This window comes from Shewanella sp. MF05956, from assembly GCF_059758055.1.
Map to the genome: position 1 here is coordinate 164,397 of NZ_JCAYNV010000002.1, position 17,371 is coordinate 181,767.

The window sequence follows — 17,371 nt, forward strand, 5'->3', positions numbered from 1 at the left end:
GCGGCTCCCCGCACATTGTTTATAGAGATGTCCCAACATGATAATAAAGCATGGCTTGAATACGCTTTCAGCGGCCTTGATGATCCTCACCATCAGCATATTAAGTATCAGTGTGATAGCGGCGCCAAAACCTCAACGGGTTGAAAAAGTGGTCCCGGTGGTCACCGCAAGTGTCGAACAGCATGACTTATCTCAATCTATTACGCTTATCGGTAAGTTAGCCGCAACAGATTCAGTCATGATTGCTCCGCAAGTGGGCGGGAAAATAGCCAATATTGCAGTGACCTCTAATCAACATGTCACCAAAGGCCAAGTCTTGCTGAGTTTAGATAATAGCAAGGCGAAAGCCAGTGTTTTAGAGGCTCAGGCTTACCATAAAGATGAAGTCCGTAAACTCAATGAGTTTTTAAAGCTGATTAATGTCAATGCCATCACTCAAACCGAAATAGAAGCGCAAAAGTCGAGTGTCGACATTGCCCTCGCCCGTTTACAGTCGGCACAAACCGACTTGGCTTATCACACCTTAGTGGCCCCTTTTAGCGGCAATACCGGCCTAGTCAATTTTAGCCGCGGAAAAATGGTCAGCATGAATGAAGAATTATTGTCATTAGACGACTTATCGATTCTGCAATTAGATTTACAAGTCCCTGAGCATTACTTAGCACTGTTAAGCACAGGCATGGCGGTTAATGCTATCAGCAGAGCCTGGGCAAAAGACACATTTGTCGGCAACATTATTGCTATCGACCCACGCGTTAATGAACAAACACTAAACCTGAATATTCGCAGTCAATTTGACAATCAACACGGTAAATTAAAACCAGGCATGATGATGTCGGCAACACTTACGTTCCCCAGTGTTTCAGCCCCTATCGTTCCAGTGCAAGCGTTAGAGTACTCAGGCACCAAACGATTTGTGTATGTGATCAACCAGGATAACATCGCTAAACGCACCGAGGTGGTTTTAGGTGCAAGGATTAAAGATCAGGTATTAATTGAATCTGGGATCAAAATTGGCGACAACATTGTGGTCCAAGGGCTAGTGAATATGCGCGATGGCATAAAAGTGAAAGACCTTGCCCATCCAAGCTCAGCAGAGCAAACCCGCGCTAAAACAGCTCTAACACAGGAGCGCAAATAATGTGGCTGAGTGATACCGCCGTTAAACGCCCGGTTGTGGCCATTGTACTGAGCTTGTTGCTTTGCGTGTTTGGTATGGTGTCTTTTTCTAAACTGGCTGTAAGAGAAATGCCTGATGTACAAAACCCTGTTGTGACGGTTATGACAACCTACAGCGGAGCATCGGCAACCATTATGGAAAGTAAGATCACTAAAGCCCTTGAGGATGAACTCACGGGGATCAGTGGTATTGATGAGATCACCTCAACCACCCGAAATGGCATGTCACGCATCTCAATTGAATTTGAATTAGGCTGGAATTTAACCGAGGGTGTCAGTGATGTCCGTGATGCGGTAGCCAAAGCCCAACGCCGTTTACCCGACGAAGCAGATGACCCCATAGTGTCAAAAGATAATGGCACGGGTGAGCCCTCAATCTACGTCAATTTAAGCTCAGAAAACATGGACCGTACTCAATTAACGGACTATGCACAACGCGTATTAGAAGACCGATTTAGCCTTATCACCGGCGTCAGTTCTGTCAATATCTCTGGCGGCCTGTATAAGGTCATGTATGTGCAGTTAAAGCCTCAATTAATGGCCGGCAGAAATGTCACCACTAGTGACATTATTAGTGCATTAAACACCGAAAACCTTGAAACACCCGGCGGTGAAGTCCGTAACGACACTACGGTGATGTCTGTTAGAACCAAGCGACTCTACTTCAGCCCTGAAGATTTTAATTACTTGGTGGTGCACACTGCCTCAGATGGCACCCCCATTTATCTCAAAGATGTCGCCAATGTCTTTATTGGCGCAGAGAATGAAAACTCAACCTTCAAAAGCAATGGCATTGTTAACTTAAGCTTAGGCATTGTGCCGCAGTCGGATGCCAATCCATTAGAGATTTCAAAGCTCGTTCAACAAGAAGTCGACAAGGTACAAGGCTTTTTACCACAAGGGACTAAGCTCGTCGTTGATTATGATGCTAACGTGTTTATCGACCGCTCGATTAACGAGGTCTACAACACCTTGTTCATTACGGGAATATTGGTTGTCTTGGTCTTGTATATTTTTATTGGCCAGGTCAGAGCCACATTGATCCCCGCAGTAACGGTACCAGTGTCATTAATCGCGGCATTTATGGCTGCATATAGCTTGGGATATTCGATAAATTTATTGACGTTAATGGCCTTAATTTTAGCGATTGGTTTAGTCGTTGACGATGCCATTGTGGTAGTAGAAAACATCTTTCATCATATCGAAAAAGGCGAGGAGCCATTACTTGCCGCCTATAAAGGCACTCGTGAGGTGGGTTTTGCGGTCGTATCGACCACGCTAGTGTTAGTTATGGTCTTTCTTCCAATTTCATTTATGGATGGCATGGTCGGCCTGCTTTTTACTGAGTTCTCAGTCATGTTAGCGATGTCAGTGATTTTCTCATCATTGATCGCGCTCACTCTTACGCCAGTGATGGGCAGTAAGCTTCTTAAAGCCAACGTGAAGAAGAATCGCTTTAATCTTTGGATTGATAAAGGTTTTGCTCGCCTAGAAACCAACTATCGCCGTATGGTGACATGGGCATTAGCTTGGCGCATTGCCGCCCCTGTTGTTATCTTAGCCTGTATAGGCGGCAGTTACTTACTCATGCAACAAGTGCCCTCACAGCTTTCTCCTCAAGAAGACCGTGGTGTGTTATTTGCCTTTATCAAAGGCGCTGAAGGCACTAGTTATAATCGTATGATAGCCAACATGGACATTGTCGAGAGCCTATTGATGCCGCTTTTAGGCCAAGGCGTAGTGAAATCATTTAGCGTTGAAGCCCCTGCTTTTGGTGGTCGTGCTGGCGATCAAACCGGCTTTGCGATTATTCAGCTAGAAGATTGGGCCGATCGTGATATCGATGTAAAACAAGCACTCGGGTTAATCAGTCAAACCTTAAAAGACATTCCAGATGTGATGGTTCGCCCTATGCTACCCGGCTTTAGAGGCCAGTCGAGTGAGCCAGTGCAGTTTGTGCTTGGTGGTTCTGACTATCCAGAATTGTTTAAATGGGCGCAAATTCTGCAACAAGAAGCTGATGCCAGCCCGATGTTAGAAGGCGCTGACTTAGACTATGCCGAAACCACACCTGAACTTGTGGTTACCGTTGATAAGCAACGTGCGGCCGAGTTAGGTATTAGCGTTTCTGAAATATCAACCACACTTGAAATCATGCTCGGAGGCAGAAGAGAAACCACTTTTGTTGAGCGCGGTGAAGAATATGATGTGTATCTTCGTGGTGACGAAAACAGTTTTAACAGCGTGACGGATCTTAGTAAAATTTACTTTAGAAGCGGTAAAGGCGAGCTAATCACGCTAGACACGGTGACTCACGTTGAAGAAGTCGCCTCGCCGCAACGCTTAAGTCACACCAATAAACAAAAGTCGATCACCATTAAAGCCAATTTGGGTGAAGGCTATACTTTAGGCGAGGCGCTCGACTTTTTAGAGCAACGCGCCGTGAGTTTATTGCCTACCGACATTTCCATTGCTTATACCGGTGAGTCAAAAGACTTTAAAGAAAACCAATCGGGTGTAATGGTGGTATTTGGCCTAGCACTTCTGATTGCTTACCTGGTATTGGCTGCACAGTTCGAGAGTTTCATTAACCCCGCCGTGGTTATGTTCACCGTACCTATGGGTATTTTTGGTGGTTTTATCGGCTTAGCTCTCACAGATCAAGGCATGAATATTTACAGCCAAATTGGGATGATCATGCTTATCGGTATGGTGACCAAAAACGGCATTTTAATTGTCGAGTTTGCCAACCAATTACGTGATAGAGGTTTACCACTTGATACCGCTATTATCGATGCTTCTGCACGCCGTTTACGGCCTATTCTCATGACCGCATTTACCACCTTAATTGGCGCGATCCCGTTAATCATGTCAACAGGTGCAGGTAGCGAAAGCCGAATTGCGGTTGGAACTGTGATATTCTCCGGCATGGCATTTGCTACTTTCGTCACCTTATTGGTGATCCCAGCAATGTACCGCTTAATCTCAGCCTCAACTCACTCTCCAGGGTACGTTGAAGCGCAACTTAATGACGCCATTGCCGCTCAAAAAGTGCAACAGCCTTAATCAAACAGGTGTAATAATGACTAACCTTGCAGTATTTGTAGACGTACAAAACATTTATTACACCTGTAAACAAGGTTTTGGCCGCTCGTTTAATTACCGGGCCTTGTACCAACAATTGTCACAGCGTGGCCACATCAGCCATGCCATTGCATATGCCATTGCACCTGCTGATGATGGCCAAATTAAATTTCAAGATGCCCTCAAACACATTGGCTTTACCGTAAAAACCAAACCTTATATTCAACGCAGTGACGGTTCAGCAAAAGGTGATTGGGATGTTGGCATCACCATTGATATGCTAGAGATTGCACCTGAAGTAGACGAGGTTATTTTATTATCTGGCGATGGCGATTTTGACTTACTCCTTAAAAAAATCAATCAAAGTACACAGTGTTATACCCACGTAATGAGTGTTGAGCGATTAACCGCAAAATCGCTCAGTGACCAATGCCAACAATTTACCCCTATAGACCGCACATTATTGCTTTAATGATTTGATCATTAGCTGCATTTCATATACAACTTACCGACATTTTTTTACAATATTTCATCCTGTATGGTTGTGTAACGACTTTCATCTAGCAATGATCACTCTATAAAAGGTCAGTTATGTTTTTCCCTTTTCACAAAATAACCCATTACCTTTTAGGATTATTGTTATCGTTAACACTCGTTTTAGAAGCTAACGGCAAACAATATCAAATCGAGCGACTCAATGTCGCCGACGGCCTCCCCTCTACGATGGTAAACATGATTTACCAACAACAAAATGGCTTTATGTGGTTTGCAACCGATGCAGGTGTTAGCCGATATGATGGCCAAGAGTTTGTTAATTTTCAGTTCTCTCCTGGCACAAAAACCCATATATCCAATAACTTTGTGACTGATGTTATCGAAGACAACCTGGGCAATATTTGGTTTGCGACCGAAGACGGTTTAAATCAACTCAACCTTGATGATGAGGTCGTAAACTTCCCGCTATCGCAACAACACTTTAGTCAAAATACCAATTGGATAATGAAAATGTATCAAGACACAGAGCAAAACCTGTGGGTCGGTACGGGCAGTGGGTTACAATTAAAGCAGCCTAATTCAAGCCAATTTATTTCCATTCCTTTATATCTGGATTCTCAAAGCATTCCGATAGAAACCTCGATTTACAGTATCGTTGCCGATGCACAAAATCGATTATGGCTTGGAACCGATTACGGTTTAGCCATTGTCGAACCTGAACAAAAAAGCATGCGATTATTTGATGCCAGTAAAGCCACTTCAGCCATCGAAAACACCGCGGCGTCCACCTTATTTAGCGATTATGTGCTCGCCAGCGAGGTTGACGCAAAAGGTCAACTTTGGCTAGGCACCCAACACTTTGGACTGGTTCAATTCAACCCAATATCAGCTGAATACCAACAATATGCAAACAGTAAGAAAATAGGCGCCATTCCAAGTGATTATGTCACCAGCATTACCATCGATACAGACAGCAATATATGGGTAAGTACAGACAAAGGTGCTGCGCTCTTATCTGTTAAAACCGGCCTGTTTGACCTGATACAAGCGCAAGCATTTAATGAACACACCATCCCGAGTAATTTTGTCGATGATGTGTTTATTGATGCATCTGGGCTCGTTTGGTTTGCCACCACTCAAGGTGCTGCATATTACAGCCCACTGAAACAATCAAGCCGCATATATAAACCTTTAGCAACACTATCTGAACTCTCAGGGGACAATACTTACGCCATTAGCATTAATTCCCAGGGCGATGCTTGGATAGCCAATAGTAATGGCCTGGATAAAATTGATACCCAAAAACAAACGGTCAGCCTGTCACCATTAACGGTAAAGAACAATGACGCGTTAACAGGCAATATTTGGAACGTAAAAGCCGATAAAAAGGACAATCTTTGGGTTTCACATTCCAATGGACTCAGCTACTTGGACAATAACACTCAGCAAGTGAGTCACTTTAGTAACAAACTTGGCAATATTTATGGCTTTCCTGATACCGACTTCTACACAGTAAACCCTGATAATCGCGGCAATGTGTGGATTACGGGTTATTTAGATGCTGGCGTCATGCTATTTAACCCAAAACAGGGGCTGTTAAAGCATTACTTTAACGATAAAAATAATCTCTATACCTCGGGCGGTAATTTTACCTTTGATTCAATCATCGCTAAAAATGGTGATTTGTGGCTCGCGACAACCAGTGGCATTTTTATTATTGATCCCTCAACCGATACTACCGAACATTTAAGCTTGGGTAATGAGCGAGAAAACATTCGTATCGGTGGGATATATCAAGATGAACAAGGCAATATCTGGGCGGCAACTCAAGGCCTTGGGCTAGCTAAAATAACTCCAACACCTAATGGTAAAAAGCCTTACCACATTGAATATATTACTCGTAAGCAAGGGTTAGCCGACAATAGAATTAAAGCGGTAACCGGAGACGGTAAAGGTAATTTATGGTTAACCAGTCGTCATGTATTAAGCAAATACGTTATACAAACAAAGCAGATCACCGACTATCCTAGCGCCATTAATGACACAAACTTAACCTTTAATGAAGGTGCAATTGAGTTAACGCAAACTCAACTATTACTGGGCAGTAATAAAGGGGTGATACAAGTTGATACCGACCGTATTAGCCAAAATCACTTTATTGCTCCAGTGCACATAACCGCGGCAAAAATAGCCAATACATCTTATACATATAGTAATACTAACAAGGTCATTGCACCGCCCAGTGTCGATTACGACAACAATATGATCCAATTCTCTTTTGCCTCTCTCGATTTTACCGCGCCAGAACGCAATATTTACCGATTTATGTTAGCCGGATTTGACCAGGGTTGGATTACCACTCAACAACCTAATGCGATGTACACTAACCTTGCTGCGGGCGATTATGTCTTTAAAGTTCAGAGTACCAACAGCGATGGCATATGGAGTCCACAACAAGCTGAATTTGCCTTTACCGTCAATAAAGCATGGTGGTATTACGCGTTAATCGCATCGGGCATGATCATTATATTGGTTGTTATGTTGTTTATTTTATCGCGCATTAAACAAATTAAAGAGCTCAGCAGTAGAGCTAATTATGACAGCCTGACTGGACTTGCAAATCGATTTAACTTCAATCAGCAATTAGCCTTACTCATTAACCATCCGCAAAAGACAGCAGCCGTTGTCTTTATCGATTTAGATCATTTTAAAGAAGTGAATGATTCTATGGGACACGATATTGGTGATGAGCTGATTATCCAGGTCAGTAAACGCTTACAGCACTGTTTAAAACAACAAGATGTGCTGGCTCGTTTAGGGGGGGATGAATTTGCACTTATCATAGAATACGAACCAGCTGAAAATGAGGTTAATCAAGATTTAGTCAACATCATCGAACGGATCAGAATGGCCCTTAACGCTGGTTATCAAATTAATCAATATTGGCTCAACAGCTCAGCCAGTATTGGCGTCGCTTGCTACCCAAGTGACGGCTCTGATGCTAAAACATTATTAAAACACGCCGACACGGCGATGTACGCGGCTAAACAAAATGGTCGAAATGGCAGCTATTTCTTTAATGAAAAACTTTCTACTGCACTTTTAGAGAGGTTGTTGATTAAAAATCAGTTAAATAATGCCTTGCCAGACAATCAACTCAGTGTGTTTTATCAACCAAAATGCTGCGTCAGCACTAGCAGGATTTTGGGACTTGAAGCGCTATTACGATGGAACCACCCAACGAACGGGATGATTTCGCCTAGTCGCTTTATTGATGAGGCAGAAGACAGTGGGTTAATTATCGACATTGGTTTATGGGTATTAGCACAAGCGTGTCAGCAAGGTTATCAATGGTATCAAGAAGGTATTTTACACGGTAATATTTCAGTCAATATTTCGCCATTGCAATTGTCTCAACCCAGTATAGTGGCCGATATAGCGGCCATTTTACAGCAAAGCCAATTTCCGGCTCATATGCTAGAACTTGAAATTACCGAGTCGTTATTAATTAAAGACATCAAAGCCGCCAAGGCGGTGTTATTCCAGTTAAAACAGCTCAAAGTGCGTATTGCACTCGATGATTTTGGCAAAGGCTATTCATCACTTAACTATCTGACTCAGTTTCCTATCGATACTTTAAAAATTGATAAAGCCTTCATCAACTCAATGCTTCCAAGAGAAACCAGTAATATCGTATTAAAAAGCATCATAAAGCTAGGGCATGAACTAAAATTAGACGTGGTCGCAGAAGGGGTAGAAACCCATGCTCAATTAATAAAACTAAAGCACTACCAATGTAAAATAGTACAAGGCTTTTTATTCAGTCCAGCACTTAACTCAGCGGGCACCCAAAATTTATTGCAACAAAGCAGCATTATGAATGACGAGCTCGAAGCGGCGTATCCATAACGGTTAATATGCTCGCTTACTCGCGGGCAACCCAGTCGCACAACATAGAAACGCCTTAACGCGGTGCATATCACTTTGGAGATAAAAGGTGTTATCATCGCCCGTAAAATTAGGGCCAGTCAAAAAGGATTACATGTTGTTTATCGGTTGTTCAAAAAACCTACTTAAAACTAACTTTACGCGTTATTTTACGCGGATTTATACTCAAGTAATGTTTTGTTTACTTGCCATTTTTTGCGCCAGTATGATGACTCATACCGCGATGGCTGAACCGATAAAAATCACCTTAGCCGCCGAAGATGGTTGGCCGCCATTTGCCGACGAATTTGGTAGCGGTATATCTCACAACCTTATCCAACAAGCTTTTAAACAAGTCAATGTAGAAGTTTCAACCATTGTGGTTCCCTATACACGCGGGCTCATCATGACCGAGCGCGGTACCGTTGATGGCGTGTTTAATGTCACCAAAGAACAAAGCACACAAGAGCGATTTGTTTTCGGCAACGAGCCATTATTCACAGTAAACGCATCCTTTTTTTTCGCCAAAACACAAACAGTCATCGCTAAAGACAAATGGCAATTACCATTGGGTAGTGTGATAGGCATTATCGACGGTTACGAATATGGCGATGAGCTTCTGCAGCTAATAAACCAACGCCAATTAAAGATAGTGAAGGTAAATAGCCAACGACAATTGATTAATTTACTGCTAGTCAATCGAATAGACGGTGCCATTATGTATGATATGGTTGCCGATGTTTATATTGAGCAAATGGGTGTTAAGCAAGATATTGTCGCTCAGTTTATGAATCACACCAGTGAAATATTCGTGGCATTTTCAAAACAGAATCCACAAGCTACAGAGCTAAGCTTACTGCTTGATAAAGGCTTACAACAATTAAAGCAACAAGGTCACTATCAAAAGTTACTTGTACCACTCGATTTCTAAGCCCTAAGGTCACTGCAAAATGAGCCCAACTGCTAATAAACCACAATACAGCCCGGTCCACACTTTTAAAGTACAAATCTACTACGAAGATACCGATTTTTCAGGTGTGGTTTATCACCCTAATTTTTTAAAGTATTTTGAACGAGCGCGGGAACATGTCATTGGCGCTGAAATACTCAGTGATTTATGGCAGCAACAGCAACTTGGTTTTGCCGTTTATCGAACAGACATGGTGTGCCATGACGGGGTTGAGTTTGCCGATATTATTGAGGTTCGTACTCAATTTTATTTTGAAAGTAAATTTCGCACAGTTTGGCAGCAATCTATTTGGCGCCCTAACGCAACCAAAGCAGCGGTTACTGCTAACATCGAAATGGTGTGCATGAATCAAAAACGACAGCTCGCACCTATGCCGCCATCATTGATTACGCTCTTGTCGAGTGGGATGACGAGCACTTAACGATAAGCGCTCCTGATAGGCCAGTTATAGAGAATGCGTTAATTGCGGATAGATATGTTCAAACTCATCTGCAGTGGCGGGTTTAGCAAAGTAATCACCTTGAATAGTATCAACACCAAACTCATGTAACGTTTCTAACACCGACTTAGATTCGACCCCTTCTACCGTGACCTCAAACCCTAAACTTTTTGCCAATTCTATACTGGTTTTTACAATTTGTTTTGCTGCTTTTGAGGTTTCAAATTCATCTAAAAACGCTTTATCTATTTTGACTTCATCCACAGGTAAAAAACGCAAATACGCTAACGATGAATGACCTGTACCAAAGTCATCAATGGCAATTTTTACGCCGATATCACGCAATTGATTGAGGGTAATAATGGTTTGCTCTAACGACACCATCAAAGCACTTTCAGTGATTTCAATCATTATGCATTCAGCAGGGACTAAATACTGCGCCAGTTTAGTAGCGACATCGTTCGCCAAATTAGGATTATCAAGATCGGTGGACGATAGGTTAAGGGCGACTTTAACGTAAATCCCCTTTTCTCGCCATTTTGCTTGTTGTGCAATAACCGCATCTAACACCCAGGTACTTAACAGATCAATCATGCCTGTTTGTTCTGCTAAAGGGATAAATTCATTGGGTGATATTAACCCTAACCCTTCGTGCTGCCAGCGAATTAACGCCTCAACTTGTTGGCACTGGCCACTTTGAATATCAAGTTTGGGCTGAAACACCATAAATAATTCATTGAGCTTTAGCCCCTTGGGTAAACCATTAATGATCAGCAGTTCTCGATGCCGAGCTTTATCATCATCTTGATCATAAAAAGCAATCGGTTGTTTTAGGGTTTTGGCTTTTTTAAGCGCTAAATCTAAGCGCCTTAACATCAAACTGACATCGGCATGATGTTCAGCTAAAGACAACACGCCTAACTGCATTTTGATGCTTATTGGCTGTTGTTCAATCTCAAACGGTAATTGTAAATCCTGCTTTAGCTGGACCAGTTGCGCGAGTGTTAGAGCCTGCGGGAAAAATAATAAAAACTCATTGCCGTTCATACGAGCAATAAATTGCGGTTTGTTATCGACATTCTCTATGCGTTTTGAAAATGCTTTAAGTAGCTTGTCGCCAAACAAAAAGCCGAATAAGTCATTAACGAACCGAAACTGCTTAATGTCCACCAGCACTAACATGCCTTCAGACACAGGCATTTTTGCCAGCATTTTACGTTTAAATCCAACGCGATTTGTTAAGCCGGTCAATTTGTCTCGTTCAGTGCTAAAAAGACTGGATTGATGAAAGTTTTTAAGCGCGATAATGAGGGGTTTTAACGATGAAGATGACGTATCTAAGGTAAAAGTATCTTGATTAAGTATTTGCAACGCTAATGCTTGGGTTAATTGCCGCAACGCACGTTGCTGTCGCCAATGAATAACGCCGACGATACAACTCAATATCACCGCAATAAACACAATCAGTGTCAGCAAATTATTCATTTAAAATGTTTCATTAATAAGTGCTACTTCATTATTATAGGCTAATGGATAATCTCTCCAAGCCACGCTACTTTGAGCTATGCTGTGATTGTTTACACATTAGGCAACCACCTCATTGACGGCAAAACATACCGTCAATTAGGTCAAGGCATGACGCTTACTCGTAACTTTGTTTAATCGAATGGTACATATCGATAAACTCATCACTGGCTAAGTCTTCTGGCGTTACAGGCAAACCTCTATCGGCAAACACACCTAAACGCTCATCTAACTCTTCACCCGCACGCAATTCACCAGTGTAAAAGGCAGCCGAGCGAATAAAGTCTAAATAAGTGACTTTTTCTGGCATGTAATGCAAGTCAGCCCAACGTTCAACCACTTCCATTACTTCTGGCGCAAAGTCCCATGTTTTAAGCACCGCACGACCAATGGGGCCTTGCATTTTGCGCACAAGACTGCGTAACTGATCGATTTTGCTAAACAGTTCAGGATGAACTTCAGCTTCGGTTAAGACAGGTAAGGCACCAATGTTATGGACTAAGCCTGCAAGCGTTAATGTATCGCGATCTAACTTCTTGCCAGGATTTCGTTTGTTGTATATTTCTAACATGGCGCAAGATGATGCCGTCACCTCAATGGAGGTTTTCCACACTTCATCCATCACTTCCCATACCATTTCATTGGTAGAGATAAACAACTGCTCCATGGCCACAGAAGTGGTAATAGACTTAATTTGCACTAAACCAATACGGTTGACGGCTGCGCTAATGTTCTCGGCTTTGTTACCGCGTGAATATAATGCACTGTTAGCCACTTTAATAATACGCGCTGAAATCGCGGCATCTTGGCCAATTACATCACCAACCTGCTTGAGACTGGAATCTTTACGCGCCACCACCTCTTGCACTCTCATGGCCACTTCTGGCAATGTTGGCAACACCAACGCATCGTCTTTAAGCTTCTTTAATAATCCAACCAAGAGTTGATGTTCGGTAGACATGCGGTCTCCATAAAATAATGTTCACTAATGCCAAGATTATATACCCAAACGCATATTATTTGCGACGACTCAAAAACCACCAAGCCAATTAATTACGCTTTTTAGAATATTTGTTGATAAGGATGACGGCGAGAGCCATAAAAGTACAACCCACTTCACATTTCCCAAGCCTATATTTGTACCCACTAATGTCCTTAAGTAAGCTTTCGCCCCCTAAATATGCTAACCCTGTTGTAAACCGAGAAAACTATGTTTAAACCTGAATTATTATCCCCTGCTGGCACATTAAAAAACATGCGCTATGCCTTCGCTTATGGTGCTGATGCGGTATATGCCGGCCAACCTCGTTATAGCTTAAGGGTGAGAAATAATGACTTTAAAATGGAAAATCTCGCCACAGGGATTGAAGAGGCGCATGCATTAGGAAAAAAACTTTATGTGGTGAGCAATATCTCACCGCACAACGCTAAACTCAAAACCTATATAAAAGACATGGAACCAGTAATAGCCATGAAACCTGATGCGGTCATCATGTCTGATCCAGGCCTGATTATGATGGTACGTGAAACGTTTCCTGAGCAAGTGGTGCATTTATCTGTTCAGGCTAATGCCATTAACTGGGCTTCGGTAAAATTTTGGCAACAACAAGGGATTAAACGGGTTATTTTATCGCGTGAATTATCGTTAGATGAAATAGAAGAAATTCGCCAGCGTTGTCCAGATATTGAACTTGAAGTCTTTGTTCATGGGGCGCTATGCATGGCTTATTCAGGCCGCTGTTTGTTATCTGGTTATATTAACAAACGCGACCCTAATCAAGGCACATGTACTAATGCTTGTCGCTGGAAATATGACGTACACCCTGCCCAGCAAACTGAAACAGGCGATGTGATAGCCATGCCTGCTGAAGTACAAATAGCAACACCAACGTTAGGCGCTGGCGAGCCAAGTAGTGAGATAGTGTTATTGCAAGAAGCAGGTCGTCCTGGTGAATACATGCCGGCTTTTGAAGATGAGCACGGTACCTACATTATGAATTCTAAAGATTTACGTGCCATTCAACATGTTGACCGATTAACCCGTATGGGCATCGACTCGTTAAAAATTGAAGGCCGCACTAAGTCATTTTACTATGTCGCGCGCACCGCACAATTATACCGCCAAGCCATTGAAGATGCCGCTGCAGGTAAAGATTTTGATCGCACGCTAATGAGTAACCTTGAAGGTTTAGCGCATCGAGGCTACACCGAAGGTTTTTTACGCCGTCATGTGCATGATGAGTATCAAAATTATCAGTACGGTCATTCTGTGAGTAATAGCCAGCAATTTGTCGGTGAGTTTACCGGCAAACGTAATGAGCAAGGCCTTGCTGAAATAGATGTTAAAAACAAGTTTTCGGTGGGCGACAGCGTTGAAGTAATGACAACCGAAGGTAATTTTGTTATCACTATTGAATCATTAGTGAATCGCAAAAACCAACCCATCGAAGCCGCGCTAGGCTCGGGACACTTTGTCTTTATGCCTATCCCAATGAATATCGATGTCGAAAAGGCAATGCTAATGCGTAATTTACCTGAGGGAGTTGATACCCGAAACCCTCATCAACCAGGTTAACCTTATATGGCATTAATCATTGACGATAGCTGTATCAATTGCGACATGTGTGAACCCGAATGCCCCAATGAGGCGATTACCATGGGTGAAGAAGTGTATGAAATTGATCCGGCATTGTGTACCGAATGCGTGGGGCATTACGATAAACCCACCTGCGTATCGGTTTGCCCTATCGATTGTATTGACCCAGACCCTTTGCATGTTGAGTCACAAGATGAGCTGTTAATTAAATATGCAGCCATTACGGGCAAGTAAACACAAAAAATCCACTCCAGCTTTCGTAACTTAAACGGCGCATTGGCGCCGTTTAAGTTCTCTCTATATCTAATCTCGTTAAAATAGAATAACAATCATTAACCATTCTCTTTTGTCGACGTTAACGTTTGTAAAAGTTGAGCCAATTTATTTACCGCGATATTCACTGGAGCCGGTAACGAGTCAAGTTCAATCGACAGCAATATATTTTTCACTTCTAGCCCAAGTTCAGTGTCACCTTCAATGCGTAATTTACGTTGGAAAAATAGAGTGTCAGGATCTTCTTTCCCGGCTACCACTAACAATAACTCAGGCACGTTTGCACTGAAAATAACATTCGGATGACTCAACGGCTGTACCAGCAACTTATTATGCATTCCGACTTGAAACTGCAAATCAATATCATCGATACAAATACCGACTGATTTATCGTTTAAAAATGCCAATTCACCCGAATTCACTTGCTCAGCAAGCACTAGATTAAGCATTTGAGTGATAATCGTCATTTTTATTTTTGTAGGGACTATCGCTAATGAGCGACGGCTCATCTGTGGTGCAAAATGTAAAATGTGTGCCGATAAACGTTGTTGAAATGCTTGAGCCATTAAAGGTTCCTACCTGCAAAGAGATCGATTTAGCAAGCTAGTTTACTGGCAATTTATCCAACGAAACCTGTTTTAAATCAATTCATGTTAACTCAATCACATTTACACTCCTGTTCTTCAAAAATAATGAGCACATCAACATGGAACTCTTATGCCCAGCAGGTAATTTAGCCTCGCTAAAAGCAGCCTTAAATGCTGGTGCCGATGCGGTGTACCTAGGACTTAAAGATGACACCAACGCGCGTTCATTCGCAGGCTTAAATTTTTCGGCGCCACAACTAGCCCAAGCAACTCAACTGGCTCATAGCCAAGGTCGTAAAGTTTTTTTAACCTTAAATACTTTCCCTAAACCTGGGCATGAACAACGTTGGTATCAGGCGGTTGATTTAGCCGCGCAACTCAATATGGATGCGTTAATCGTGGCTGATTTATCATTATTAAGTTACGCCCATCAACATCATCCGCATTTGCCTTTACACTTATCTGTGCAAGCGAGTGCCACCAACTTAGGCGCGTTATCGTTTTATAAAGAAGCATTTAACATAGAGCGCGCAGTCTTACCTCGAGTGTTATCGATAAAACAAGTCAGAGATTTAGCAAAAGTGAGCCCTGTCGAACTTGAAGTCTTCGCCTTTGGCAGTTTATGCATCATGGCTGAAGGACGTTGCCACTTATCATCCTATGTGACAGGTCAGTCACCCAACACTGGTGGTTCGTGTTCGCCTGCTAATCATGTACGTTGGCAAGACAGTGGTAGCGACAAATTAACCCGATTAAACGATGTGTTAATCGACAAAGCAGATGCCAGCCAGCAATTAGGCTATCCCGTCGTGTGTAAAGGTCGTTATGTGGCTCAATACGATCAAGATGCCAAATACTTACTTGAATCACCCACCAGCTTAAACACCCTGAGTCTGTTACCCGAACTGGCCCAAGCAGGCATTACGTCATTAAAAATTGAAGGGCGTCAAAGAAGTCCGGCCTATGTAAGTCAAGTGACTCAGGTCTGGCGCAGTGCCATTGATACTTATTTAGCATCACCGACATCGTTTGCCGAGCAACCTCAATGGTCACAGGCATTAGCCAAAGTGTCAGAAGGACAAATTACAACATTAGGTGCTTACGAGCGCCAATGGCAATAAGGGTTACGATGAAAATATCTCTTGCACCAATAAGTTATTGCTGGTCTAAAGCGGATGTTGAGCAATTTTATCAACACGTCGCAAACAGCAATATTGATACCGTATACCTAGGCGAAACGGTCTGTAGCCGTCGCCGAGAACTCAAGTTTGCTGATTATTTGGCTTTAGCTCACATGCTCAAAGCCCATGGTAAGCACGTGGTATTGTCGACGATGGCGTTAGTCGAAGCGCAATCTGAACTCAATGAATTAAAACGTGCAATCAATAATGGTGATTTTAGTATTGAAGCCAACGATATGGCGGGAGTGTATTATGCCCACCAGGCTAACCTTCCTTTTGTGTGCGGACCTACCATTAATAATTACAATCGCGCCAGCTTGGATTTGTTACATCAAAAAGGCATGTACCGCTTTGTAATGCCATGTGAATTATCACAAAGTTGGCTGCAAGCTGTTATCGACTCAGACATTCACCCACAATATGAAATTGAAGTATTAGGCCACGGCTATATGCCATTAGCGCACTCAGCTCGCTGCTTTACCGCTAAACACTACCAGCTACCAAAAGACAAATGCCAAACCATTTGCCAGCGACATAGCAAAGGATTGCTAGCCCAAACGCAGGAGTCACAACCCTTGTTGAGGTTGAACGGCATTCAAACCCAATCTGCGGCGCAGGTGGATCTCATCAGCCAAATACCACAAATGATCAATATGGGTGTCGATTACTGGCGCATATCACCGAATAAATTAGCCGATGTTGCCTTAGGAAATACCTTAGCCACCTTACTTAATCAGGCTCAGCTAAATAATAATGCAACATTGCAAGACGAGCTGACACAATTTGAGCTTTTAAATACCAATGCTCATCATTGTAATGGATATTGGTTTGGGCTGCCGGGAATGAACTGTTCCGCCCCCTCTACTCCAGCAGAGTAAACACTTCACATCCAATGACAACAGGTTGGCATTGGATGTGAAGCTTTTCTTACGAATGATTTTGCAATGTCGCGATATTAATCACAACAGTGCAAAATCCTTTTTATCGCGACCACATCAAATCGTTAAAAATCGAATGAGATCGAGACTATCGCTCATTACTTTGTCTATTTATTAGGGCTGATACGTGATCATCAACACGTATATCTACCCACATTTAACTAATATCTATTCGTCT

13 protein-coding genes are annotated in these 17,371 nt (G+C 42.6%); 10 read left to right on the forward strand and 3 right to left on the reverse strand.

Annotated features, from left to right (window positions below; all coding sequences use genetic code 11):
- Positions 1-37: 37 nt before the first annotated feature.
- The 6 genes from AC19MX_RS02645 to AC19MX_RS02670 all read left to right on the forward strand — a co-directional run bounded on the left by AC19MX_RS02645 (position 38) and on the right by AC19MX_RS02670 (position 10,076).
- A complete protein-coding gene (locus tag AC19MX_RS02645; protein WP_432398994.1) occupies positions 38-1,141 on the forward strand; it encodes an efflux RND transporter periplasmic adaptor subunit in 1,104 nt (367 codons plus the stop codon).
- On the forward strand, positions 1,141-4,245 hold the full coding sequence (locus tag AC19MX_RS02650) for a multidrug efflux RND transporter permease subunit (protein ID WP_432398995.1): 3,105 nt from the start codon (positions 1,141-1,143) through the stop codon (positions 4,243-4,245). The genes AC19MX_RS02645 and AC19MX_RS02650 overlap by 1 nt, the downstream gene beginning before the upstream one ends.
- Positions 4,246-4,261: 16 nt before the next feature.
- Entirely contained in the window at positions 4,262-4,735 is a 474-nt protein-coding gene (locus AC19MX_RS02655; RefSeq protein WP_432398996.1) for a LabA-like NYN domain-containing protein, read from the forward strand.
- Positions 4,736-4,854: 119 nt separating this feature from the next.
- Positions 4,855-8,667, forward strand: coding sequence for an EAL domain-containing protein (locus tag AC19MX_RS02660; protein ID WP_432398997.1), 3,813 nt, complete (start codon positions 4,855-4,857; stop codon positions 8,665-8,667).
- Positions 8,668-8,800: 133 nt separating this feature from the next.
- Entirely contained in the window at positions 8,801-9,616 is an 816-nt protein-coding gene (locus AC19MX_RS02665; RefSeq protein ID WP_432398998.1) for a substrate-binding periplasmic protein, read from the forward strand.
- Positions 9,617-9,635: 19 nt separating this feature from the next.
- Positions 9,636-10,076 carry a thioesterase family protein gene (locus AC19MX_RS02670; RefSeq protein ID WP_432398999.1) on the forward strand — a complete coding sequence of 147 codons (441 nt, stop codon included), beginning with the start codon at positions 9,636-9,638 and terminating at the stop codon, positions 10,074-10,076.
- A 24-nt stretch (positions 10,077-10,100) separates the two neighbouring features.
- Here the strand turns inward: AC19MX_RS02670 and AC19MX_RS02675 are convergent, their stop codons facing one another.
- Together AC19MX_RS02675 and AC19MX_RS02680 are read right to left on the reverse strand one after the other, a co-directional pair.
- Positions 10,101-11,579 (reverse strand): putative bifunctional diguanylate cyclase/phosphodiesterase, encoded by a 1,479-nt coding sequence (locus AC19MX_RS02675; RefSeq protein ID WP_432399000.1) that lies wholly within the window; start codon positions 11,577-11,579, stop codon positions 10,101-10,103.
- A 157-nt stretch (positions 11,580-11,736) separates the two neighbouring features.
- Positions 11,737-12,579 (reverse strand): HDOD domain-containing protein, encoded by an 843-nt coding sequence (locus AC19MX_RS02680; RefSeq protein WP_432399001.1) that lies wholly within the window; start codon positions 12,577-12,579, stop codon positions 11,737-11,739.
- A 249-nt stretch (positions 12,580-12,828) separates the two neighbouring features.
- Here AC19MX_RS02680 and trhP point away from each other — a divergent pair, with 249 nt between their 5' ends.
- Together trhP and AC19MX_RS02690 are read left to right on the forward strand one after the other, a co-directional pair.
- Positions 12,829-14,193, forward strand: coding sequence for a prephenate-dependent tRNA uridine(34) hydroxylase TrhP (gene trhP / locus AC19MX_RS02685; protein ID WP_432399002.1), 1,365 nt, complete (start codon positions 12,829-12,831; stop codon positions 14,191-14,193).
- Between the two features lie 6 nt (positions 14,194-14,199).
- On the forward strand, positions 14,200-14,448 hold the full coding sequence (locus AC19MX_RS02690) for a YfhL family 4Fe-4S dicluster ferredoxin (protein ID WP_160055203.1): 249 nt from the start codon (positions 14,200-14,202) through the stop codon (positions 14,446-14,448).
- 98 nt (positions 14,449-14,546) lie between these two features.
- On the opposite strand, the gene ubiT is transcribed toward AC19MX_RS02690, so the two are convergent.
- Positions 14,547-15,053 (reverse strand): ubiquinone anaerobic biosynthesis accessory factor UbiT, encoded by a 507-nt coding sequence (ubiT, locus tag AC19MX_RS02695; RefSeq protein WP_432399003.1) that lies wholly within the window; start codon positions 15,051-15,053, stop codon positions 14,547-14,549.
- Positions 15,054-15,193: 140 nt separating this feature from the next.
- Between ubiT and ubiU the strand changes: the two genes are divergently transcribed.
- Both ubiU and AC19MX_RS02705 read left to right on the forward strand, forming a co-directional pair.
- The gene (ubiU, locus tag AC19MX_RS02700; protein ID WP_432399004.1) at positions 15,194-16,195 is read left to right on the forward strand and encodes a ubiquinone anaerobic biosynthesis protein UbiU; all 1,002 of its coding nucleotides are present in this window, start codon (positions 15,194-15,196) and stop codon (positions 16,193-16,195) included.
- 8 nt (positions 16,196-16,203) lie between these two features.
- Positions 16,204-17,133, forward strand: coding sequence for a U32 family peptidase (locus tag AC19MX_RS02705; RefSeq protein WP_432399005.1), 930 nt, complete (start codon positions 16,204-16,206; stop codon positions 17,131-17,133).
- Positions 17,134-17,371 lie beyond the last annotated feature (238 nt).